Origin of the sequence: Psychrobacter nivimaris (assembly GCF_009812035.1) — a bacterium.
Classification (GTDB): domain Bacteria; phylum Pseudomonadota; class Gammaproteobacteria; order Pseudomonadales; family Moraxellaceae; genus Psychrobacter; species Psychrobacter nivimaris.
In genome coordinates this window covers 49,316-73,368 of the sequence record NZ_VZIZ01000017.1, presented here as the reverse complement: position 1 = coordinate 73,368, position 24,053 = coordinate 49,316, and the positions used below count along the sequence as shown (strand labels likewise).

General features: G+C 44.2%; 22 protein-coding genes. 14 read left to right on the top strand and 8 right to left on the bottom strand.

What is annotated here, in order from left to right; translation table 11 throughout:
• Window positions 1–73 precede the first annotated feature (73 nt).
• From pheT to rpmI, 4 genes are all read right to left on the bottom strand, one after another.
• Window positions 74–2,479: a phenylalanine--tRNA ligase subunit beta gene (pheT, locus tag FQV37_RS07750; protein WP_160022129.1), complete on the bottom strand. Its 2,406-nt coding sequence runs from the start codon at window positions 2,477–2,479 to the stop codon at window positions 74–76.
• 188 nt (window positions 2,480–2,667) lie between these two features.
• Window positions 2,668–3,723 (bottom strand): phenylalanine--tRNA ligase subunit alpha, encoded by a 1,056-nt coding sequence (pheS, locus tag FQV37_RS07745; RefSeq protein ID WP_160022127.1) that lies wholly within the window; start codon window positions 3,721–3,723, stop codon window positions 2,668–2,670.
• Between the two features lie 328 nt (window positions 3,724–4,051).
• Window positions 4,052–4,408, bottom strand: coding sequence for a 50S ribosomal protein L20 (rplT, locus tag FQV37_RS07740; RefSeq protein WP_011281252.1), 357 nt, complete (start codon window positions 4,406–4,408; stop codon window positions 4,052–4,054).
• A gap of 119 nt (window positions 4,409–4,527) precedes the next feature.
• Entirely contained in the window at window positions 4,528–4,725 is a 198-nt protein-coding gene (gene rpmI / locus FQV37_RS07735) for a 50S ribosomal protein L35 (protein WP_057761939.1), read from the bottom strand.
• Window positions 4,726–5,168: 443 nt separating this feature from the next.
• Between rpmI and FQV37_RS07730 the strand changes: the two genes are divergently transcribed.
• The 7 genes from FQV37_RS07730 to FQV37_RS07700 all read left to right on the top strand — a co-directional run bounded on the left by FQV37_RS07730 (window position 5,169) and on the right by FQV37_RS07700 (window position 11,547).
• A complete protein-coding gene (locus FQV37_RS07730; protein ID WP_102093896.1) occupies window positions 5,169–5,612 on the top strand; it encodes an acyl-CoA thioesterase in 444 nt (147 codons plus the stop codon).
• 188 nt (window positions 5,613–5,800) lie between these two features.
• Complete coding sequence (gene hisI, locus FQV37_RS07725; protein WP_160022125.1) at window positions 5,801–6,661, top strand: phosphoribosyl-AMP cyclohydrolase; 861 nt, start codon at window positions 5,801–5,803, stop codon at window positions 6,659–6,661.
• Window positions 6,662–6,866: 205 nt separating this feature from the next.
• Window positions 6,867–7,106 (top strand): Sec-independent protein translocase subunit TatA, encoded by a 240-nt coding sequence (tatA, locus tag FQV37_RS07720; RefSeq protein ID WP_057761945.1) that lies wholly within the window; start codon window positions 6,867–6,869, stop codon window positions 7,104–7,106.
• Window positions 7,107–7,132: 26 nt separating this feature from the next.
• Window positions 7,133–7,834: a Sec-independent protein translocase protein TatB gene (gene tatB, locus FQV37_RS07715; protein WP_160022123.1), complete on the top strand. Its 702-nt coding sequence runs from the start codon at window positions 7,133–7,135 to the stop codon at window positions 7,832–7,834.
• Window positions 7,835–7,983: 149 nt separating this feature from the next.
• Complete coding sequence (tatC, locus tag FQV37_RS07710; RefSeq protein WP_379544901.1) at window positions 7,984–8,721, top strand: twin-arginine translocase subunit TatC; 738 nt, start codon at window positions 7,984–7,986, stop codon at window positions 8,719–8,721.
• 216 nt (window positions 8,722–8,937) lie between these two features.
• The gene (locus FQV37_RS07705; protein WP_160022119.1) at window positions 8,938–10,437 is read left to right on the top strand and encodes a UvrD-helicase domain-containing protein; all 1,500 of its coding nucleotides are present in this window, start codon (window positions 8,938–8,940) and stop codon (window positions 10,435–10,437) included.
• Window positions 10,438–10,512: 75 nt separating this feature from the next.
• On the top strand, window positions 10,513–11,547 hold the full coding sequence (locus FQV37_RS07700) for a tRNA dihydrouridine synthase (protein ID WP_160022117.1): 1,035 nt from the start codon (window positions 10,513–10,515) through the stop codon (window positions 11,545–11,547).
• Between the two features lie 217 nt (window positions 11,548–11,764).
• Here the strand turns inward: FQV37_RS07700 and FQV37_RS07695 are convergent, their stop codons facing one another.
• Window positions 11,765–12,193, bottom strand: a complete 429-nt coding sequence (locus tag FQV37_RS07695) for an MAPEG family protein (protein ID WP_420876994.1) — start codon at window positions 12,191–12,193, stop codon at window positions 11,765–11,767.
• Window positions 12,194–12,204: 11 nt separating this feature from the next.
• Window positions 12,205–12,618 (bottom strand): OsmC family protein, encoded by a 414-nt coding sequence (locus FQV37_RS07690; RefSeq protein ID WP_102093887.1) that lies wholly within the window; start codon window positions 12,616–12,618, stop codon window positions 12,205–12,207.
• A 475-nt stretch (window positions 12,619–13,093) separates the two neighbouring features.
• Between FQV37_RS07690 and FQV37_RS07685 the strand changes: the two genes are divergently transcribed.
• Window positions 13,094–13,612 carry an RNA pyrophosphohydrolase gene (locus tag FQV37_RS07685; RefSeq protein WP_057761956.1) on the top strand — a complete coding sequence of 173 codons (519 nt, stop codon included), beginning with the start codon at window positions 13,094–13,096 and terminating at the stop codon, window positions 13,610–13,612.
• 97 nt (window positions 13,613–13,709) lie between these two features.
• Here the strand turns inward: FQV37_RS07685 and FQV37_RS07680 are convergent, their stop codons facing one another.
• A complete protein-coding gene (locus FQV37_RS07680) occupies window positions 13,710–14,543 on the bottom strand; it encodes an NRDE family protein (RefSeq protein WP_160022115.1) in 834 nt (277 codons plus the stop codon).
• 108 nt (window positions 14,544–14,651) lie between these two features.
• Complete coding sequence (locus FQV37_RS07675; RefSeq protein WP_160022113.1) at window positions 14,652–16,304, bottom strand: DUF4139 domain-containing protein; 1,653 nt, start codon at window positions 16,302–16,304, stop codon at window positions 14,652–14,654.
• Window positions 16,305–16,717: 413 nt separating this feature from the next.
• Here FQV37_RS07675 and urtA point away from each other — a divergent pair, with 413 nt between their 5' ends.
• From urtA to lgt, 6 genes are all read left to right on the top strand, one after another.
• On the top strand, window positions 16,718–18,070 hold the full coding sequence (gene urtA, locus FQV37_RS07670; protein WP_420876993.1) for an urea ABC transporter substrate-binding protein: 1,353 nt from the start codon (window positions 16,718–16,720) through the stop codon (window positions 18,068–18,070).
• 228 nt (window positions 18,071–18,298) lie between these two features.
• Window positions 18,299–20,125 (top strand): urea ABC transporter permease subunit UrtB, encoded by a 1,827-nt coding sequence (gene urtB, locus FQV37_RS07665; RefSeq protein WP_338103992.1) that lies wholly within the window; start codon window positions 18,299–18,301, stop codon window positions 20,123–20,125.
• 10 nt (window positions 20,126–20,135) lie between these two features.
• Window positions 20,136–21,206, top strand: coding sequence for an urea ABC transporter permease subunit UrtC (gene urtC / locus FQV37_RS07660; RefSeq protein WP_160022111.1), 1,071 nt, complete (start codon window positions 20,136–20,138; stop codon window positions 21,204–21,206).
• A gap of 32 nt (window positions 21,207–21,238) precedes the next feature.
• Window positions 21,239–22,051 (top strand): urea ABC transporter ATP-binding protein UrtD, encoded by an 813-nt coding sequence (gene urtD / locus FQV37_RS07655; protein ID WP_420876996.1) that lies wholly within the window; start codon window positions 21,239–21,241, stop codon window positions 22,049–22,051.
• A gap of 78 nt (window positions 22,052–22,129) precedes the next feature.
• On the top strand, window positions 22,130–22,828 hold the full coding sequence (gene urtE / locus FQV37_RS07650) for an urea ABC transporter ATP-binding subunit UrtE (protein ID WP_114701785.1): 699 nt from the start codon (window positions 22,130–22,132) through the stop codon (window positions 22,826–22,828).
• A 317-nt stretch (window positions 22,829–23,145) separates the two neighbouring features.
• Window positions 23,146–24,030: a prolipoprotein diacylglyceryl transferase gene (gene lgt, locus FQV37_RS07645; RefSeq protein WP_057761969.1), complete on the top strand. Its 885-nt coding sequence runs from the start codon at window positions 23,146–23,148 to the stop codon at window positions 24,028–24,030.
• Window positions 24,031–24,053: the final 23 nt, after the last annotated feature.

Below are 24,053 nucleotides of genomic sequence, written 5' to 3'. Positions count from 1 at the left end.
TCTATGAATAGCAATGCTCCGTAGCCTCATGGTAAAAAGACTACAGAGCATTGGGTATAATAAATAGTAGATGTTAGCTGTCGCGCAGCTGTACAGAATGCTGGTCAGTTAGCGCTTGTACCACTTTATCTGTGGCAGTCTTGACGGCTTCGTCAGACAACGTTTGCGTACTGTCTTGCCATATCAATGCAAACGCTAGTGAGCGCTGGCCTGCTGGTACTTTGTCACCTTGATAAACATCAAATAACCAAAGATCAGTCAACAAATTACCTGCTGCAGTTCGCACCGTTGTCTCTAGTGCCTGCAAACTGATGTCACTGTCTACCAAGATAGCAATATCGCGGCGTACTTGTGGGAACTTGTTTGGTGTCGTGATAGCATGCTGCTCACGTGCAATCGTCAATAGCGGTGCCAGTGACAATTGAGCGACCCATGTAGTAGGCAGATCTAATTGCTTAGCAGTATTTGGGTGCAACTGGCCCAACCAACCAATATATACATCATCGATATATAACTCAGCGCTTTGTCCTGGATGCAGGAAGCTCAGCGTACTACGCTCATAGCGGATACGTGCGCTATCGATTTGTGCTGGTAATAGCTGCTCAATATCATGCTTTAGGTCATAAAAATCTAAGGCGCGGTTTTGATAAGCTTGCTCGCTCCATATATCACCAACTGCGACTAAAGCAATACTTGGCGTTTGTACTAAGTCACTAATACTTTGTCCAACAAAGCTAAGACCCGTTTCAAAAAAACGTACACGTGGCTGCTGACGATTCAAGTTATATTGCACGCAAGGCAGTAGGCTCGATAGCAAAGTACGACGCATAACGGCTAAATCACTAGAGATAGGGTTTGCTAGTGCCAACACCTCTCCTAGCGCTTCGTCGTCAAGCAATGCTTCTAGTTTTGCATCACTAAAGCTAAAGCTGATCGCTTCCATATAGCCGTTGTCGACTAATGATAGCTTCATCTCATGGGTCAAATCTGCAGTATCATCATAATCCATACTGACTTGCAAATGTGGCAGGACACTTGGAATATTGTCATAGCCATAGATACGAGCAATCTCTTCGATTAAATCCTCGCGGATACTCATATCAAAACGATAAGATGGCGGCTTGCAAACTAGTGAATCGCTCTGCTGCTCTACATCAAAACCCAATTGGGTCAAGATACGTACCATCTCAGATGGCTCAATATCAATCCCAATGACATCACGAACTTTCGCGATTGGCAATGTAATTGGCGCGCGCGCTGGCAAATGCTCAAGGTTTTCAGCCGTGACTATTTGTCCAGCTTCACCGCCAGTGATACTGGTGATTAAATCACAAGCTCGTGCCAACGCCAATGCTGGCAATTCAAAATCGACCCCACGCTCAAAACGCTGCGAGGCATCGGTGTGCAATCCAAAACGGCGTGCGCGTGCAGCGATAGCCAGTTGATTAAAGAAAGCGCTTTCTACCACGATATTGGTCGTACTATCGGTGACACTGCTACGCTGACCACCCATGATACCAGCCAGTGCCAAGGCACCTTTATCATCAGCAATCACAAGTTCATCACCGGTCAAGGTAACGGTTTGCTCATTCAGCAAAGTAATGGTTTCATCAGGCTTTGCCAAACGTACAACGATATCACCTTCGATCGTGTCTGCGTCAAACGCATGTAACGGTTGACCTAATTCCATCAATACATAGTTGGTCACATCGACCAAGAAGTTGTGTGAACGTAGTCCTGACTGTACCAGTGCATCTTGCATCCATTTCGGAGTATCGATGCTACGATCAATATTACGAATCGATTGCAACAGATAGCGAGGGCACGCTTCCTTTGCATCGACTGTCACAGCGGGCGTTGCACCATTATCAGAAGCGACTACATTGTCAGGAATCTCTGGCAACTGTACAGGCAAGTCATTGATGACTGAAATCTCGCGAGCGATACCACGTACGCTAAAGCAATCACCACGGTTTGGGGTGATTGAGATATCCAATACTTGATTATCTAGACCTAGATATTCACGGATATCCGTACCAACTGGTGCATCTTCAGGCAACTCAAGCAAACCATCTATATCATCGACTAAATCAATTTCAGAAGCACCGCATAGCATGCCGTTTGAGGCCACACCGCGTAGCTTACTCTTTTTGATTTTAAACCCTTTCTTATCATCGCTTGGCAATACCGCACCAACGGTAGCGACAGGCGCTTTCATACCGACGGTCACGTTAGGAGCACCGCAGACAATTTGTAATGGCTCAGCGTCACCGATATTTACTTGAGTAACACGCAATTTATCTGCATCAGGATGCTGCTCAATGCTGATGACTTCACCGACAACCACACCGCTAAAAGCACGGGCAACCGCATAGCGATCATCAATCTCAAGACCTGCCATAGTCAACTGTTCGGCTAACTGTTCGCTAGTATTTGTAGGGTTTACCCACTGACGTAGCCACTGTTCGCTAATTTTCATAAATATCTCGGATCAGAATTTTATAATAAAGATGTTGGAGTAAAGCTTGGCGAATTCACTTGCTATAGTCAATCTTATATAAGTTAGATACAGCGTCAGGCTCGCTCAGTCTACGATTTGTAGCACTTTCACTCGCCTTCCTTGGATCTAAATTATCTTGAACTAACTATATAGGTATAAGGAAAACTCTAGCCAAATTGCTTTAAGAAGCGCACGTCATTTTGGAAAAATAAGCGCAAGTCATCAATACCGTAATACAACATTGCAAAGCGCTCGATACCCATACCAAAAGCAAAGCCTGTGTATTTGTCGCTATCGATACCGCAATTGGTCAATACTTGTGGATGTACCATGCCGCAGCCCATCACTTCAAGCCATTTGCCATTATCATCTAAGATATCCACTTCTGCTGAAGGCTCAGTGAATGGGAAAAACGACGGACGGAAACGTACGGTCAGCTCTTTGGCAAAAAATGCTTCTAGAAACTCACTAATCAAACCTTTTAGCTCAGCAAAAGTGCTCGACTCGGTGACCATAAGGCCTTCTAGCTGATGGAACATTGGCGAGTGGGTTTGGTCTGAGTCATTACGATAAACACGGCCTGGGCAAATGATGCGAATCGGCGGCTCATTTTTTTCCATGGTACGAATCTGAACAGGACTAGTGTGCGTACGCAGTAGATAATGCGCATCGAAATAAAAGGTGTCATGCATCGCGCGCGCAGGATGGTGCGACGGGATATTTAACGCTTCAAAATTATAGTAGTCGCTCTCGACTTCGGGGCCAGTTGCGACATTGAAACCTGCTTGAATAAAATACTGCTGCATACGCTGAGTAATCATAGTTACTGGATGCAGATGACCCTTTTGGCCACCACGAGCAGGCAAAGTGATATCAATGCTTTCGCTTTCTAGCTTGGCATTGAGCGCTGCAACTTCTAGTTGCTGCTGTTGGTCTGTCAGTGCTTGCTGAATGCGGCTACGTACTTGATGCAACCAGCCGCCATAAGTTTTTTTATCATCAGCATCGAGCTTGCCCATCTGCTTTGACCAGCCCGTTAACGGACTCTTTTTACCAGTCAATTGCACACGAAAATCTTGCAGTGTACGCGCATCAGTTACTTGTAGGATTAGAGCTTCAGCAGCATTTGCAAATTCGGTAAGCTGAGCTTCGTTAAGCTCATTAAGCTCTGAAGACAAGGTCGGTAGCGCCGACAAGTCGTTGGTGGCAGCAGGGTTAGTCATAAGACGCATTATTCCTGATTTGAACGGACTATTAATTGTAGGGATTTGACCAAATATTGCAAACCATTTATCCAGTTATGTTTATATAAAAGATTAATATAAAGGCTGGTTAGAAGAATGGCTTGAATATTTAGACGATGATAAGCGTATTTTTACTCAAAAAAGTTTCAATATAGAGCACGCTTAAAATAATTTAATATAAAAAAAGCCACCGACCAGCGGTAGCTTTTATTAATATCATACTATTAATCAATATTAGTCCTATCCATTTAGACAATTGCTTATAAATAATTATTTAAAAGCATCATACCTAAAGGACGGTTAATATTTAGGCCAATTCCGCTTTTGCTTTTTCGACCAATGCTGTGAAAGTCGCTGCATCATGCATAGCGATGTCTGCTAGGACGCGACGATCGATTGCGATGTTTGCTTTTTTCATGCCATTGATGAAGCGGCTATAGCTTAAGCCGTTTAAGCGTGCACCAGCATTGATACGTGCGATCCAAAGACGACGGAAAGTACGTTTCTTGTTGCGACGGTCACGATAAGCATATTGACCAGCTTTGGTCACTGCCTGTACCGCTACGCGGTAAACACGTGAACGGGCACCGTAGTAGCCTTTTGCGCGCTTTAAGATTTTTTTGTGACGGCGATTTGCCTGTACACCACGTTTTACACGGGCCATAATTTACTCCAAGATTTTTTAATCACTGTTAAGCGAGTGATGATGCCGTTAAATAACAAACATCATTGTCAGATTGCAAAGTCAAATATTTTCAATCAAAGATAGATGACGGTAGGCTATTAAATGTATGGGCACATACGACGAACTGCTGCTTCGTCAGACTTGTGCACCAACTTAAGACCACGCAATTGGCGAATACGCTTAGCTGATTTCTTGGTCAAAATATGGCTTTTGAATGCTTGTTTGCGCTTGAAGCCATTCGCTGTTTTTTTGAAGCGTTTAGCTGCGCCGCTTCTGGTTTTCATCTTAACTTTCATGATGATTTGCCTCTTTTTCTGTTTTAGAACCTGGTCGTCAAATAGTCATGCTGAATAATCGTTATATAAATAACCACTAAACCTCTATTTGCCTCGAGGTGGGAGGCGCTATTTTAGCAGATAGTGCCTTGTTTTGCCAAGTAAAGTTTTGGCGAGGTTTTAGTAGACAATATAGACAAGTAATCAGCATCAAATAAGCGATAGCGGCTCTCCTAAAAACGCTAATAAAACGGCTGATTTTTATCCAAATAGATTGAATGTCAGCCTAAGCTGTGCTTAAGTAGAGACTGAGCTATATCTTCATATCAACACTATTAAAACCACCTTATTTACCATGAATATTTAAGCTAGAATGCACAGTCATAACGACGATAACAATAACAGTGCTGCTACCTACAGCACGATAAGTAGAACAATCTTTGGCCATCACTCTAGGAGATAGTGTGTCAAAACAAGAGTTAGTATTCGACGACGACTTGTTTGTTTTTGAGACAGTGATGCGTGTGCGTCATACGGAAGCCGACGCAGGACAGCACATGACAGTCGAATCTCTGACAGCACTATTGTCCGAAGCGCGGCTAAGGTTTCTATACGCTAAAGGTGTCAAAGAAATTAATGCAGACCATCAAGGTTTGATTATTGATAAATTGCAGCTAGATATTGTGAGCCGTATCCGCGTACGAGAAGAGCTATTATTTGAAGTGGGTGTCGAGCCTATATATGATAATGGCGGTAATATAATACTAAAGGTCACGCGGATGCACACGGGCGAGATAGTAGCAAAGGCGCGCCAGCATTTTAGAGGTTACGACTTTAACCTCAATAAAGTGACCAAGCTTGATAATACGATCAAAGAAGCGCTGTATCCGCATTTATTTAGACTGTAGAATCGCTTGTTATAAATAGTATGCTGTCATTTAGCATAGTTGCACTCTATAGCGCATTTAGCTGACATCATATTGATAGTTGTCAGCATATTGCAGAGCATTTCAGATAATCTCCCCGCTTTAATCATAAGTAGTATAATTACTTACCACTCTTTTTCACTTTCTACCTATAAGACGACAAATACATTATGACTTTACCTGCTTGGCTGACTGCCGTAACTTTTAATGATGATGGTTTGATTCCTGCAATTGCTCAAGATCATCAGACAGGTCGTATTTTGATGATGGCATGGATGAATGCAGAGGCATTACAGCTCACTGCACAAACACAAACAGCGGTTTATTTTTCACGCTCGCGTGCCAAGCTGTGGCATAAAGGTGAGTCATCAGGTCATACGCAAACTGTGCATGATATTCGTCTAGACTGTGACGCAGATGTGATTGTGCTTAGTGTGACTCAGGCTGGCGGCATTGCTTGCCATACGGGACGTGAGTCGTGCTTTTATCAGCGTTTGGATTTATCAGGCCAAACGCCTGAATGGCAAACTGTCGATAAAGTATTAAAAGACCCTGCGGATATTTATCATTCTCATGAATCTACTAGCGACACTTATGAAACGGAAAACACTGGTGCGAATACTGATTCTACTGATGTGTCTCAATCCCAATCTGTTACTGCTCAAGCACAAGTCGATAAAGCCTCTGTATTGCAGCAGCTCGATAGCGTATTAGCAGAGCGCAAACAAGCCGATGCCGACAGCTCTTATGTGGCCAGCCTGTACGCTAAAGGATTAAATAAGATATTAGAAAAAGTCGGTGAAGAGAGCACAGAAAGTATCATCGCTGCCAAAGATTTTGCTAACTGTGATGAGACTGCAGACAAAGCAAGCTATGATGAAGCTCGTCATGAGCTGATCTATGAAGTCGCCGATGTCTGGTTCCATACCTTGGTTGGACTGGCATGGTTTGATATAGAGTCTGATGCCGTATTAAACGAGCTAGGCAGACGTTTTGGGCTATCCGGTATCGATGAAAAAGCCGCTAGATAAGCCTAAATAAAAAATAAACGTCTATTTTATTGGATTATTGTTGCTTTCACCTATTTGTAATAAGTGCAGGTTATAATATAGCTCTGTTTTATCTCGCATTATATGTCGATGCTTTTTGTTTGCTAGATAGACCTTTTTGCAAATTAAAAGCAGGCATATAAAGACTGCAAACCAAGTCACAAAACCAGGTCACAAGGATACCATTATGGGTAGTTTTTCTATTACACATTGGCTGATACTATTGGTCGTTGTCGTTGTCGTGTTTGGCACCTCAAAACTCAGAAATGCTGGTAAAGATTTGGGCGGTGCTGTCAAAGGCTTTAAAGAAGCTGTTAAAGATGAAAATACAGAGCATGCCAAAAAACACGCGGTTCTTGACCACGATGCAACGGCACACACTGAAGAGCGCTCAACCACCAAGGTTGATGATAAGCATAACGTATAGCATCTAAACAGTGACATCGGACCATTATGTTTGATATCGGGTTTTCTGAACTACTTCTCTTTGGCGTTATCGCCCTAATCGTACTGGGCCCAGAAAAACTGCCACAGGCAGCGCGCACGGCTGGGCAATGGTATGCCAAAATTCGCCGCACAGTCTCAACATTGCAGTCTGAAATAGAGGCTGAGCTTGACTTGGCTGAGACACGTCAGCAAATGCAAAAAGAACTGGCCAAAATTCGCCAGACTGAAGCTGAAATGAGGCGTGAGATGGCTGAGATGCGCGGCAATATGAAAGCTTTTGAAAGCTCACATAGTCCTGCTTCTGAAGCATCTACAAATGCTGAAAACAGTAAAGGTGACGAAGCTCATAAAAATAACCGCACACAAAAGCAGCAATCATCCACGCCAAAAGCCTTCGACTATGCTTATGCCACTGACGAGCAGCCAGATACATTAGAAAATGGTCAATTATCGAAGCGCGGTAACAGCGGTGACGTTGTAGATGATACAACTGTGGGTGATGCAACTATAGGTGACAACGCCAAAGCAGCGCCAGTTGTTCAGACCATCACTACCCGACCGTGGGAAAATATGTGGTTTCGACTGGGCGCTTATGATAAAGCACGTCGGCTCCCAATGCCGCCATATGTGCCAAATTATAAAGCGGACGCCCTACTCAACAGTCCTGCCAACATGCAGACTTCTGACCATAAGCAGGAGACTGACTGATGCAACTACTCAAACGCAAAAAAAGCCGCCAAGAAAAACTCGCGATTTCAGATACTCCTGCTTTAGATAGCATTGATCAAGGTGATGAAGCAACAACTGATAGCACTCAAAACGAATCATCAGATGACGTCTTAAGCCCTTTGGCTGATATGCCTATTACCGAGCATTTGATTGAGCTGCGTCGGCATTTGATCAAAATATGTGTGGCGGTACTGATAATATTTTTAGGCTTGGTCGGCTATTCGCGCGAGCTATATAACTTGTTGTCTGACCCATTAGTTGCACAGTTACCCGCCAACTCGACCATGATTGCCACCGATATCACGTCAAACTTTATGGCACCGATACGTTTGACCGTATTTGTAGCCGCGTTTTTGGCGATGCCCTATATCCTTTATCAAATTTGGTCATTTGTAGCGCCCGGTCTGTATAAAAAAGAAAAGAAAATTGCTATTCCAGTGCTGCTATCCTCTATATTTTTGTTTTATGCTGGTGTGGCTTTTTCTTACTTTATTGTGCTCAAAGGGGTCTTAAAGTTCTTTATCATGTTTGCCCCGCAAAACGTACTACCCATGACGGATATCGACAGCTATCTTAGTTTTGCCTTAAAATTATTTATGGTATTCGGCCTAACGTTTGAGATTCCAGTCGTGACTTTGCTATTGATATTGGCAGGTATTGTCTCCATTCAGAGCTTAGAAGAAAAACGTCGTTATATCATTGTGGGCTGTTTTGCTGTGGCTGCTGTTGTCACGCCGCCAGATGGCGTATCGATGCTCATGCTAGCGATTCCGATGTGGTTGTTGTTTGAGCTTGGTTTGTTTTTGGCGAAGATTTTAATCAAAGAAGAGCCCAGTCCTACTCTCGTATCGACAGACAAAGAATAAAACACTTATCAGTCTAATCCAGACTGAAATAAAGTTATTGATTACATATAGCTATGCGTTAAACTACCATTACACCGTTTTATTCTTGCCTCATTAGTAAGCTGATTGCTTATTATCACGTTTTAGCATCACCATCATCTATAAGCCATTGTTTACCCAGTGGCTTTTTTTGCCCCTTTCATTTTTAATCAATTTTTGTATTTAGGTAGCTTTATTATGTCCGCATCTATGCCAGCTTATATGAGCGATCCCACTGACGAGCAGCTGAGCGCGCTGAATATGGCGATGGATCACAAGTCGTTTAAAGTGGTTGCTTATGCGGGCGCCGGTAAGACAACGACGCTCAAGCTAATCGGTGAGCGCTTACGTGGCCGCGGACTGTATCTGGCTTTTAACAAAGCGATTGCCAATGATGCTCGTTCAAAGTTTCCGCCGCATGTAGAGTGCCGTACTTTTCACTCACTAGCTTATCGTCATGTTGCTCGTGATATTACCGCCAAGCTATCTTTGCCACGATTTTCACCCAAGCGTCTCGGTGATGATTTGGGACTACAGCCTGTGCAAGTGCGTCGGCAGATGGATGGGGTTAATAAATACATCACACTGACACCAGCGCGATTGTCTCGGTTCGTCAGCGATGCAGTAAGTAATTTCTGTAGCACGCATGCTAGCTACCCTGCGCCAAGGCACATACTTTTCCCAAGCTGGCTCGATGACTCAGATGCAGAGCAGCTACGTGAGATGCTCTACCCTGCTGTTGAGCAGCGCTGGTTACAGTCGATTGATGCGCGTCATCCAGCTGGTATTGGTCATGATATTTATCTTAAGCTGTGGGCCTTATCTAAACCTAGTATTCCAGCGGACTTTATTTTATTTGACGAAGCACAGGATGCTGACCCATTGATGATGGGTATCTTGACCCAGCAGTCGAGACAAGTCATCTATGTGGGCGATGCTCATCAGCAGATTTATGAATGGCGCGGTGCGGTCAATGCGATGAAAAAGCTGCCATTGCCTCAGACGTTATTGACGCAGTCTTTTCGCTTTGGTGAGCCGATTGCAGAAGTGGCCAACACCTTATTAAAAGCACTGCAAGAAGACGTGCCGCTAAAAGGCAATCCAAATAAGCAGTCCTCTACTGATAAAGGTATGGTACACAGTAAAAAGGACGCCATTTTATGCCGTACTAATGCTGCGGCGATGTCGCAATTATTGACAGGATTAAAGCACGGGCATCGCGTGGCGCTACAAGCCGATACCGACCGTATGCTCAAATTCTGCCAAGCAGCGGAAAACTTAAAAAATGGTAAATCGGCTTATGGTGTACCAGAGCTAGCGTATTTTTATAACTGGGGTGATGTACAAGAGTACGCTGAAACCAATGAAGGCAGTGATCTCAAGACATTGGTCAAACTGGTCGACGATCATGGGACTAATGTATTAAGCCAAGCGGTCAATAGTCTTACCAGTATCGAAAATGCGGACTATGTCATCTCTACCGCGCATAAAGCCAAAGGGCTTGAATGGGGCAAAGTACAACTAGATGATGATTTTTACTACGATGTGACCACCAACGCGGTCAAGATAAGCCCAGAAGAGCTGCGCTTGCTCTATGTCGCTTGTACGCGGGCGCAGAATAATCTAGATATCCACAATATTAAAGATTTGATATCAGGATTACAGACGGGGAAAAAAGTGATTTTTGGTAATACTTAATTACCCTACACCTCTGTCAGCCTCAAGTTTTATTCAATCTCTCTTATAACGACCCTTTAGCAGTGAATCACCAGCATGAATAATAGCCAGCAACTTCAAACGCGTCAAAATACTATTAATCAGTTATTTGCGACTCCCGTGCGTTTGCTCGCGCCTATGGAGGGCTTGACCGATCCATTAATGCGCCAAATTTTAACTCAAATTGCGTCTGACTTGGGTCGTCCTTATGATTGGTCAGTCAGTGAATTTATCCGCATCACACAGCACGTCTTGCCTGCGCATGTGTTTTATAAGTATGTACCTGAACTACATCATGATGCCAAAACGGCTTCTGGTACACCCATTCATGTTCAACTACTCGGTAGTGAAGCACAGCTGATGGCAGAAAACGCCGCGTACGCTTGTGAGCTTGGCGCGCCTGCTATCGACATCAACTTTGGCTGTCCTGCAAAAACAGTAAATAGCCATCGCGGTGGTTCTGTATTGTTAGATGAACCTGAAACCATGTATCAGATTATCAGTGCCGTACGCCAAGCCGTTCCCGCTCACATACCAGTATCAGCTAAGATTCGCTTGGGCTACACCGATACCAGTCGCATGGATGATATTCGCGGCGCAATTGCTTCTAGCGGCACTGATTGGCTCACCATCCATGCACGCACTAAAACCCAAGGCTATAAGCCGCCCGCCTATTGGGACAAAATTCAGAGTTTTAATGCGCTCGATATTCCAGTCATTGCCAATGGAGAAATTTGGAACTTTGAGCATGCGCAAAACTGTATGACGCAAGCAGGTACACAGCATTTAATGTTAGGTCGCGGCGTAGTAACGCGTCCTGATTTAGTGGCACAGGTTGATAATGATACTGAAAAAAGTACTAACAGCGTAGAGAATACGGCTACATTGTTATGGCAAGATTTAATCGCGCATCAGATCAAGTTTTTGGAAGGTGAAGCAAAGAACGATGTGGTATTGGTCGGTCGTTATAAACAATGGCTAGGCATGCTTACCAAAGGCTATGTTGAGGCACAAACAGTGTGGGAAAGTATCAAACGAGAAAAAAATAAAGCGGTGATTATTAGCGCCCTACAAGCAAGCGTACGAGATTAATCACTTGCTTGTATTTGAGCGTTTTGGCGGTTACGGGTATTTTTACTAGGGTGTGTCCTCATTTCAAAAATGGAGATAAAAATGAGATAAATTGCCGTCAAACGAGAAAAATAGCGTAGATAATATCGAGATACTAGCAAGCGATTTGACGCTGTTTGGCAAAACTTAGCCATTTTTAATCCGTTTAGATAACTGTCTTTTGAATTGAGGACATGCCCTAGACGCTGACTCGTATCGCTAAATAAAATAGCATTAGACAGCAGGTCATTGATAATACCCAAAGGATAGAGCGGAACATTGCCAAATTAGTAATATATGCCACACAAAAACCAATTCGTATCATCACATACAGCCAAGCCAATACGTTGATAATCGACTGCGGTACAAAGAACAGCATCGCTACCAACACTGCCGCCAAAAATACTGGCAAGGTTTCATAGCTGTTTTGTTGTGCTGCATTAGCACGTGCTGCCATGCCTGTCGCATTTTGAAAAAATTCGCGTGGATGTGCATTATTTCTGATTCTAAAGCCACCAGATACTTTTGCAACGATTGACACCGCCCATGGCAATAGACTTGCTACCACCATGGCCAAAATGGCAGACGCCACTTTGTCAGTTACCAACTCAAAGAATGCACTTATCATTATATAAGTCCCTAGCCTGCAACCACTTCGAAATCATGGGTGATATTGACCCCACCTGCTACTAACATACGGCTGGCAGAACAGTATTTTTCTGCTGATAACTGGATGGCTTTTTCGACTTGTTTTTCTTTGACATCTTGACCAGTGACAACGAAATGCATATGAATATCGGTATAGACCGCTGGTACGGTTTCAGCGCGCTGGGCGGTTAGCTCACAACGTACATCCGTCACTGCTTGGCGTGATTTCTGTAAAATCTCTACGACATCATAACTGGCGCAACCACCTAGTCCTAACAAAATCAGCTCCATTGGGCTTGAGCCTTTTTCTTTATCAGCATCGATTTGTACATTATGTCCTGATGGTGACACACCCATAAAGGCTTTGTTCTCTTGCCATATGACGCTTGCTTTTGATTCTGACATTGCAGATGTTCCTTATTTTAAATGGCGTATTGCCTATTATTATTGTGTGAATGATATATTGCCCAGCTAGTGTAGCATAAGCCAAAGCAAGATTTTATAGGCTCATTGTTTTGCTGCTAGCTCGCCAGTGAAATCTGTGCTTTTATCACTTTATAAATATCGCAATAGTGGACTTCGACAGTTTACTAAATAATCGTATGTTCATCCGCCTATTACTACTCATCAACACTTGCCTAAAAATGCCGTATAAAAACCTACAAAAGTTTGCTTGTAAATAGTTGATTTTAAAAGGTAAAACTCGTGAAACATTTTATAGCAAAATACTGTTACACATTTTGCTTGTTTCTTGGTTTAATAACGGTAATAAATCTTGTTTTGAGCGGATATCGATAACAATCACCTTATAATAATTACGATTGCTGTCACGGTTTCAAGTCAAAACAAGCTATTTTTAAACAAATTAAAAGGTTTAGTCATGATAGATGCAGACGGCTTTCGCGCCAACGTCGGCATCATCTTGGCAAATACACAAGGGCAGGTTCTGTGGGCAAAACGTATTGGTCACAACGCTTGGCAATTTCCGCAGGGTGGTATCGACCGCGGGGAGACGCCGATGGATGCAATGTATCGCGAGCTCTGGGAAGAGGTCGGCTTACATCCGCGTCACGTAGACTTATTGGCAGTCACGCAAGACTGGTTGCGCTATCGTTTGCCAAAACGTTATGTACGTCATGGTCAGCATCCCTTATGTATTGGGCAAAAACAAAAATGGTTTTTGCTACGCTTAGATGAGCCAAATACTCAACATATCCGCTTTGATGAAGGGAAACCTGAATTTGACCATTGGCAATGGGTCAGCTACTGGTATCCACTCGGACAAGTGATTCACTTTAAACGAGGCGTTTATCGTCGTGCCTTGCAAGAATTGGTACGCGAACTTCCCCTAAAGCAAGAGCTGATCATTCCTGAGCAAAATAATCATCTGCTGATGTAATGAGTCACTCATTAGTACAATGCAAAACACCCACGATAGTAGCTAGAATATTAGCAATTACCGTGGGTGTTTTTTTATTATCTACTAACAGTCATTGTTAGTGACTATGATTATGATTGTCAAACTCTCGGCTAATAATATTCGCCGTGTAGTTTGCTCCCGTATCTCTCTCTTTACGCAACGTTAAGATGCTTTGAGTGCGGGTACCATAAGTAGGTTTGCTAGTTTCAGTATCGCCAAAAGCGACGGGTTCAATATAAACAGACGATAACATCTGCTCTACTTCAAATGCCACGCCAGTAATAGGCAGTTTGTCTTCTGGTGCTTTGGTACTATCTGACAAAACATTAAAAGCCGCCTCTTGCCAGTACGTAGGTGAGCTATCCTCTGCAATCAATGGCAGCACCTCTTGGCGTAGTCGTCCGCGCAACCGCTCTGTCTTAAACCAAATGTCCTCTGGTTGACCATTAGAGATAACATGTAGACCTGAATATAGTGGCGTGGGTGCATGACCACGATTATTGACGATCACAGCTTGCGCAGCGTCGCCAATGATCAGGTTAAAGCCTGCATAATCCTGCAAATCAATCTGCCGTGCAAAATCCATTGGACTTAGAGTCCCTGTTAAAAACTCGGTGACCAACGCACCACGTGAGCGCTCATCACTGCTTGCCTGCACCCCATCACGAAAATTCAATACCGCAGCCCAACGACCATTTTGTTCATAATACTCTGCACTCTGCGCTGGTGACGCGTACTGATGAATGCCTAACCACGTGCCACCGCTTTGTTTATCACGTCCAGCATAAATAGGTTGGTCAGACCACTGGTGGAGCGGCTCAGTTGGGCGCTGCAAAAACTCATCACGATTAGACAGTAGTACCAGTGGTAACTCATCAAATAATTGCCAAGCAATAGCGACAATACACATAGCTTTCCTTTTATAATCATTTTTGATATGCGGATAATTCTTAATAGAGGCAAAGATACTATTTCAAACTTTACCTATTAATAAATTAGCCTTTATAGATAGTACTTATTAATTGCCAGTTAGCAATTTATTGGCAGGATAACTAATTTGGGAGGTTGAACGTATTACTTGTGATTGCTTACTTGGTAAGTTAAATTCCCACGCCACCATACCTTGATTGTCATTCCAATCTCGCTCGGTCACAGGCGGCGTATGCGTCACCGCAACCTTTAAACTATCGTCACGACTGATAGGTTCACTGCCCAGTACTTGTAAGCGTACGCTACGATTGTGCTGATTGGTAAACTGATAGGCTTTGGTGGTCGTCAGTGTTTGCGTACGGTTTAGCACGCCTTTCTCACCTTGCTTATCTTCATTGGTCAGCTCTTTTACGAGCATATTTGAATCACGACCAAATCCAATCCCCTGCTCTTTTAGCACTTGATAATTATAACGTGACTGACCTACATAGTTGTCATCACGGTACAACTGTAGCGAACCATCGACCCAGTCCGGCGTCAAAAACGGCGCTGACGCATACCAGTAGGCAGCAGTCTCAACACTTGGCGTACTGCGAATCCAGAGCTTACTATTACCTGCCTGCTCGCTAATCACGGTTCGTACACGTCTCCCGTCACTCGGAATACTGACCAACTGCGGTAAACGATACTCGATGATGCCATTTTTGTTTTGGCTACTGACTGTAAAATTAGGTAGGGGTGCCATAGCTGCCCCTGCTCCTTTATTATAAGCAGGCTCTTCCATCATAACAGGGGACGCATCCATCATAGGTAGCTCACGTCTTACTCGAGCATCTTCGCTCTCTTCATACAATGACAGACGCTGCACATACGGCAATTGCCCCGTCGTACTTTGATTAGGATTAACGGTACTAAGTGTCAGTGGTACGTTTGTCCAGTTCTCACCAGTTTGCTGAGCAATAATCGCAGAAGCTGTGATACTTAACTGCTCACTGTTTGTATTTAGGCGAGCTTGATACGCAGGCTCCCAACCTGCACCTTGCACTTGATAATGCAACTTAACGCTACTTGGCGAGCGACTTGCCGTACGTACACTCACCTGTGTCACCTTGTTAAAGGTCGATGTCGCGCTGCCTGCCATCAGTTGATTCAGTGCGTCTTGGGCACGCGCTTGTCGCTGTTGAATCTCTAGAATTCTTTGGTTAATACTGGTCGCTTGAGTTTCTATATCGCGGGCATTATTGGCAATCGTACTGTCTGTATTAACTTGCGTGGCTTTGGTCAAATTCTGCAAGTAGGCCTTTGCTAACCGTGCTGCTTCTAATTCCGCATTAATACTAGCTAGAGTATTTTGCTGCGTCTGTACCTTGGCATCATCTTGATACTGACACTGGGCTGCCTGCTCACCTGTCAGCTCTTCGATACTGACTTCCCCAACGCTAACATTATTCGTCGCTTGTACACTTAGACTTTCTTTATCCATATAAGGTGACAAGCACGAAAACACCACCGTTTGCTCACCGCTACCTGTGATTGGCAATGCGCGCGTCACGCTCGCCAGCCCCTGATAAATAGTCACCTGCTCGACACTACTGGTGGCCGCTTGCGCCGAAGACAATCCCAAGACGGCACTACTACCAAGTACAAATGGCAGGATAGCAAATCTAGTTATCTGATTAAGCGGCGGTAATACGCTGCCATGGCCTGTTGAGACAGGCGAATCCGTTAATTGTGCGTTCATACATCATTCCTTAGCAGTAAAATCCATCATGGCAGCCACGCATTGGCTCAACGCGCAAAATAGTAACTATCTTAGAGATATTACCGTAGCCGTTTTGCAGGTCTTTGGCAATAAATGCTTTTGGCAGACAGAATTTTTAGTAAACAGCGCCTTTAGCGATAAATCTCTTCATATGGTAGCTCTTCAATTTTAAAAATTTGGTTTTCTGTATTGCACCATTTTTTTGTTCATCTCCCCTTTATGGTGCAGTTTATTAACCTTCCTGCACTAAATTAATGAATATATTAAACAATACTTAATTATTGCTCAATTATTACACGATTATTGGCTTTTTCTACTTGGCACGGAACTTGAACTCTTAATAAGTGTTCAGGAGCCATATTTTATCTTTTGTGTTTATTTAGGAGATGTCCATGTTTTCGTTACCAACTTTAGCCAATCCTCAGTTTGTTGAGACTCATCTGCAAGGCAAAATCAAATCACGCTTCTCATTATTAGCGATTGCCGTCGTTGGTAGCTTGAGTCTCGCTGGCTGTCAAAAGCCTGCCGAAACCGCGACAGCCACAGAGACAACAGCCGAAACAAATACAGAGACAACGACTACCCCTGCCGCTGATGGCGACACGATCAAAGTGGGCATCTTACATTCGCTATCTGGCACCATGGCCATCTCTGAAACCTCTCTAAAAGATACCGCGCTGATGACCATTGATGAGATCAATGCCAATGGCGGTGTACTCGGTAAGCAACTAGAACCAGTAGTCGTCGACCCTGCTTCTGATTGGCCGTTGTTTGCCGAAAAAGCCCGTCAGCTGCTCACTCAAGACAAAGTAGATGTCATCTTTGGCGGTTGGACATCGGTATCACGCAAATCCGTACTGCCAGTGGTTGAAGAGTTAAACGGGTTGATGTTTTATCCAGTGCAGTACGAAGGACAAGAGCAATCAGAAAATATTTTTTACACGGGTGCGGCACCAAATCAGCAAGCCATTCCAGCGGTAGAGTACTTAATGAGTGAAGAAGGTGGCGGTGCAGAGCGTTTTGTATTGTTAGGTACTGACTATGTTTATCCACGTACCACCAACCAGATTTTAAAGGCATTTTTGAAATCGAAAGGCGTGGCTGATGCAGACATCATGGAAGAGTACACACCATTTGGCTTCAGCAATTATCAAACCATCGTATCTAATGTCAAAAAATTCTCAACGGGTAAAAAGACCGCAGTAATTTCTACCATCAACGGTGATTCAAACGTTCCGTTCTATCGTGAACTGGCGAACCAAGGCATCAAAGCGTCAGACATTCCAGTCATGGCGTTCTCAGTCGGTGAAGAAGAGCTACGCGGTATCGATACCAGCCTGCTACAAGGTCATTTGGCGGCATGGAACTACTTTATGTCGATCAAAAACCCAACCAACAGTGCATTTACCAAACGCTACAAGCAATATGCATTAGACCAAAAATTACCGAATGCTGAAAAAGTCGTGACCAATGATCCAATGGAAGCTACCTATGTGGGTATCAACATGTGGAAACAAGCCGTTGAAAAAGCAGGCACCACCGATGTCGATAAGGTACGTATCAGCATGGCTGGTCAGACATTTGATGCGCCTTCTGGCTACACGTTGAAAATGGATGATAAAAATCATCATCTATGGAAGCCAGTCATGATTGGTCAAATCCGTGCCGATGGTCAGTTTGATACGATTTTTAAAACACCAGAAGTCATTCAAGCGCAGCCTTGGAGCGAATACATTCCTAAATAGGCTATTCCCTAAATAAGTCAGTACTGAAAAGCACGTGGATAGTAATTGAATAGTAGGCGGATGGATAAATGACACTAATAACAATCCTAACGCCTACTTTTCACATTTATTTTCAACACTTATTCTCAACTTTTAAATAACACCAAACCTTATCAACTCTTCTATCGCTTAATCCGTTAAGTAGTAGTGGCTAAGGGTTTGTTGTCTGTGAAAAATAGGGAGCCGCACATGCAGCACCATACTTTACGCCCGTTTGTAGGGCAAACATCGTCTAAAAATGGTAATAACCCACAAGCATCAGTCAGTGAAGTCATGCAGCAGGCGGCTCGTTTTTCAATTTATGTGCCTCTGCGGTTACTTGCATTGATGGCATTATGCATAACAACTTTCACCACCACAGCGTATGCGGATCATGATGGTCAGGTACATGACCACGATACGAATACCGTTCATAGTGAGCAATCACTGGTCACGACTGCGAACGTATCTACTTCTACTCAAGCCAGCACCTCAAATATTTCAACAGCAACTACAAGCTCAGGTGATGCCATTCAACAATTCGTGGCCGGCGATTTTAGTAAGCGCCAAGCCATGCTAAGTGATTGGCCAGGATCCGTTGAGAGTTTAGATAGTTTGGTTGAATTTATTGCCAATGATGAGCTATATCAAGGCAACGGTGGGCAAACGTATTTATTGAATAAAGAAGATCAGCTGTTTACTTATCCTGATAAAAAAGAGACTGACGATTGGCCAAGTGATTTATCACAAATCACCCTGACTAATGCCCTTCGCTCAGCGCTTATCTTTGGACAGGCTAAGGTAAAGCTGGCTTCTGACAAGCCCGCACAGCGCCTGCAAGCTGTAGAGATTTTGGCTGACAATATTGACCAAGTAGATCCAGCCATTATTACGACAGCAGCGGCAAATGAAGACAGCGCTAAAGTTCAAAAAGCACTAACCGCACTACAAGCTCGTATTGATTTCAAAAACGGTGACCTGCCCACTCAGATTGCAGCGGTCAATCTACTCGCTGATAGTGATAACCCACAAGTATTGGTCGATATCGAGTCTGCCCTCGCGGCTGATGGCTTAGATGCCTCGCTCAAAGCTGCACTTATCGATGCTGAATCTAGCGTGTCACGTCGTATCGAAATCAGCACATGGACGGGTCATATTTTCACTGGTATGAGTACCGCTAGTATTTTACTGCTTGCGGCGCTTGGTCTCGCGATTACCTTTGGTCTGCTTGGCGTGATTAATATGGCACATGGTGAGCTAATCATGATCGGGGCTTATACCACTTATATGGTGCAAAACTTCTTTCAAGCTTATATGCCAGATATGGCTGGCTGGTATCTGCTTGTTGCTATTCCAGCTGCATTTTTAGTTAGTGCCATCATCGGCATGATTATTGAACGTATCGTGATTCGCCCATTATATGGTCGTGAGCTAGAGACCTTGCTGGCGACCTTTGGCGTCAGTCTGATTTTGATGCAATTAGTACGAATGATTTTTGGTGCACAAAACGTTGAAGTCAGTAACGTGGCGTGGCTCAGCGGCGCGTACCAAGTGTCATCAAGTTTGGTGCTGCCTTATAACCGTATCGCCATTATTGGTTTTACCGTCATCGTCGTGGCACTCTTGGTGTACTTACTCAACAAAACCCGCTTTGGTTTGTTTATACGAGCCGTCACTCAAAACCGTCAAATGGCACGTGCTGTTGGCATCCCCTCTGCACGTATCGATATGATGGCATTTGGTTTGGGTTCTGGGCTGGCTGGTATGGCTGGCTGTGCCCTTGCCCAAGTAGGCAACGTCGGTCCTGATTTGGGCCAAACCTATATCATTGATACCTTTTTGGTCGTCGTCGTTGGCGGTGTCGGACAAGTATGGGGCGCAGTATTGGCCGCCTTGGGACTTGGTATTAGCGGTACGGTACTTGAGATTGGTATCGGTGCGGTATTGGCAAAGATTGTGTTGTTGGTTCTTGTGATTCTGTTTATTCAGAAACGGCCACAAGGTTTATTTGCACTCAAAGGCCGCTTTGTCGAATAAGGAGACTCCTATGATACTGATCAAATTACTGTCTGATACACCGCGTAGTGCTGTTTTAATTGGATTATGTTTTGCCGTACTACTGATACTGCCTTGGCTACATCTTATGCCGGAGACCTCAGCCTTTCACCTTTCAGCCTACTGGATTACCTTGATTGGCAAAATCATGGCACTGGCCATGGTGGCTTTGGCACTAGATCTCGTCTGGGGCTATGCTGGTATTTTGAGCTTGGGACATGGCTTGTATTTTGCTTTGGGTGGTTATGCGTTTGGCATGTACCTAACACGTGAGACAGCAGGCGACGCGCTTCCTGACTTTATGCGATTTTTGAGCTGGACTGAGATGCCATGGTATTGGGCTGGCACGCAGCACTTTTGGTGGGCAGTCGTACTGGTCGTATTAGTACCTGGCTTGGTTGCGTTTATATTTGGTTTCTTTGCTTTTCGCTCCAAAATCAAAGGCGTTTATTTTTCTATCATCACCCAAGCCATGGTCTATGCAGCAGCCTTGCTGTTCTTCCGTAATGAGACAGGCTTCGGTGGTAACAATGGCTTTACTGGTTTTACCACCTTACTCGGCTATGACATTACCGCTGCCTCTACGCGCTCAATGCTGTGCTTCGTCACGGCCTTAGCATTGTTAGTCTCTTATATGGGTTTGCGTCATTTAATGAACCAACCTTATGGTCGAGTACTTGGTGCCATTCGTGACAGCGAAAACCGCTTGCAGTATTTAGGCTACCGTACATTATGGTACAAGCTATCCGCTTGGGTATTATCCGCTGTCATTGCTGGTGTCGCAGGTGCGCTATACGTGCCGCAAGTCGGCATTATCAATCCGAGTGAGATGAACCCAGTGAACTCGATTGAGATAGCCGTCTGGGTAGCAACTGGTGGTCGAGGAAGCTTAATTGGCGCGATTTTAGGAACTGGTGTGGTAAATGCAGTAAAAACCTACTTTACGGTTGCCTACCCTGAATTTTGGCTATTGATATTAGGTGGACTGTTCGTCGTCGTAACGTTGTTTTTACCCAATGGCATTATGGGCTTGTTCGATCGCTTCAAAAAGGAGAAACAGTAATGCTAAATGATAAACCGTCAACGACTGAGCAAATTATTAATGAGTATGGAAGTACTCACGGCGGTACTGGCCGCAGTCACCCAAAGCCATCAGGCGTCGATTTTAGCCATGGCATTGCATTATATTTAGAAGACTTAAGTGTTTGGTTTGATTCATTTCGAGCACTCAACAATCTGTCACTATATATTGAAGAAGGTGAGCTACGCTGCATTATTGGCCCCAATGGCGCTGGTAAAACCACACTAATGGATGTCATCACAGGTAAAACCCGCCCCACTGAGGGCAGCGTATTTTTTGGTCAAACCCACAACCTTGCTAACTTATCCACCGAACAAATCGCTGAAGCTGGCATCGGACGCAAGTTTCAAAAACCTACTGTCTTTGAAAATTTTACGGTAATGGATAATCTGTTACTTGCTGCGCCAAAAGACAAACGTGTGGTTAAAAGCTTGTTCAACAAACTCAATGCCGATACTCGCGATACCCTCGACGCGACCCTACAACAAATTCGCCTGACCGATAAAATCAACAAACCTGCTGGTTTGCTTTCACATGGGCAGAAACAGTGGTTAGAGATTGGTATGTTACTGATGCAAAGCCCCAAGCTTATTTTGCTTGATGAGCCTGTGGCAGGTATGACCGATGCCGAAACAGAACATACCGCTGAGCTGTGTCTACGGCTTAAAAAGAATCATACATTAGTAGTGGTCGAGCACGATATGACCTTTATCGATGCTATCAGTGAAAAAGTCACGGTATTGGCACAAGGGGCTATTTTGGCCGAAGGTACGTTAGCTGAAGTGCAAGCCAATGAAGCAGTGATTGAGTCCTACTTAGGGCGATAGCCGAACGAATCATCTAGACGAGCCAAACGAATATTCCCTTTAAAATATTAGAAAAGTTTTAGAGTTTAGGAGACAGCTATGTTACAAGTGAACGATATCAACCAGTATTACGGCGGCAGTCATATCTTACGAGATGTCTCGTTTACAGCACCTGTAGGCGCGTGCAGCGTGATACTTGGACGCAATGGCGTGGGCAAAACTACGCTACTTAAATGCCTGATGGGGATATTGCCGATTAAATCAGGAGAGATTTTGCTTAATGATAAAGACATCAGCAAGATGTCTCCCGAGCAACGTGTCCGAGCTGGACTGGCTTATGTACCACAAGGACGCGATATTTTTTCAACACTGACCGTAGAAGAAAATATTTTAATCGGTATGGCCAAGTTTTCACGCAGCAAGGCAAAACACGTACCCAAGCATTTATACGATATTTTTCCGGTACTCGATGAGATGAAACATCGCCGCGGTGGTGATTTGTCTGGTGGTCAGCAGCAGCAACTTGCTATCGCCCGTGCCTTAGCCTCCGAGCCGACTGTGTTAATTTTAGATGAGCCAACTGAGGGTATACAGCCTTCTATCATCAAAGATATTGGCCGAGTACTACGTGACTTGGCTGACAAAGGTGACATGGCCATTGTACTGGTTGAGCAGTTCTATGAGTTCGCCGAAGAGCTTGCTGACAATTACACGGTATTATCACGCGGCAAGGTAGTCTCACAAGGCGCAGGCGACACGATGGTCGAAAACAAAGTACAAGACTTAGTCGCCATCTAGCTGCATTTACTTAGCTATATTGGCTTAACTGCGTTTATTTACGAACACTTGGTAGTGACCGCTTAAAACAACAGAAATCACGCTTTTATTCTGAGCTGCTAGCTACCAAGATTACATATCATCACGAAAACACTCCTTAATTAAAGTCACTTTTTACCTCACTTCTTATTTTTTGACTCTTAGCCTATATATTCTGTGCCATTTCAAAAACTCACATTACCAATATCCTCTGATTGGCGTCATAGCAATTGTGTATGCCCATTGAACGAAATTTGCTATTATAGTCAGTATTTTATTATCAATATTATGATGCCCTTATGATGATTCATCCTCAGTACGATCCTGTAGCATTAGCAGTTGGACCTGTCGAAGTCCATTGGTATGGGCTGATGTATTTGTTGGCATTTGCCGCCGCTTACGGACTGGCATGGTACCGCAGTACCAAGCGTGAAGGCTGGACGACAGATATGGTCTCTGACCTAGTGTTTTTTGGCGCACTTGGTGTGATATTAGGTGGCCGTGTCGGCTATGTATTATTTTATCAGTTCGGTGAACTGCTCCAAAACCCTGCCTATCTGTTCAAGGTCTGGGAAGGCGGTATGTCATTCCATGGCGGCCTGATTGGTGTCATGTTGGGTATGCTGTATTTTGCCCGCAAATATAAAAAGACACCTTTCCAAGTGCTCGATTTTGTCGTTCCCTGCGTACCAACTGGTTTATTGTTCGGACGTATTGGTAACTACATCAATGCCGAACTATGGGGCCGCGTATCTGACGGTGGCTATAACTGGTTGACCTACTTCCCGCAGGCCGCTAGTGTTGATATGCAGCAGCTACAAGCTAATCCTGCGCTACAAGATCTGATGACTGAAGTCAATGGTCAGTACCTGTTGCCTCGTCACCCGTCGCAATTGTATGAAGCCCTTGCAGAAGGTCTACTGTTGTTTCTATTCTTGTGGTGGTACTCATCGAAGCCCCGTCCTCGGATGGCAGTGACCGGTGTCTTTATGCTTGGTTATGGCTTTAGCCGCTTTATCATTGAGTTCTTTCGCCAGCCAGACATCGACCAAGGATTCATCTTGCTGGGTTGGATGACCAAAGGTCAGATACTAAGCGCCCCAATGATAATTATCGGTCTGTTCTTGATCGGTTACGCTTACAAACGTGGCATCTACGACTGGGGTAAGCAAGCTGCTTATTAAGCCTACCCTTTTGTGATAAAGGT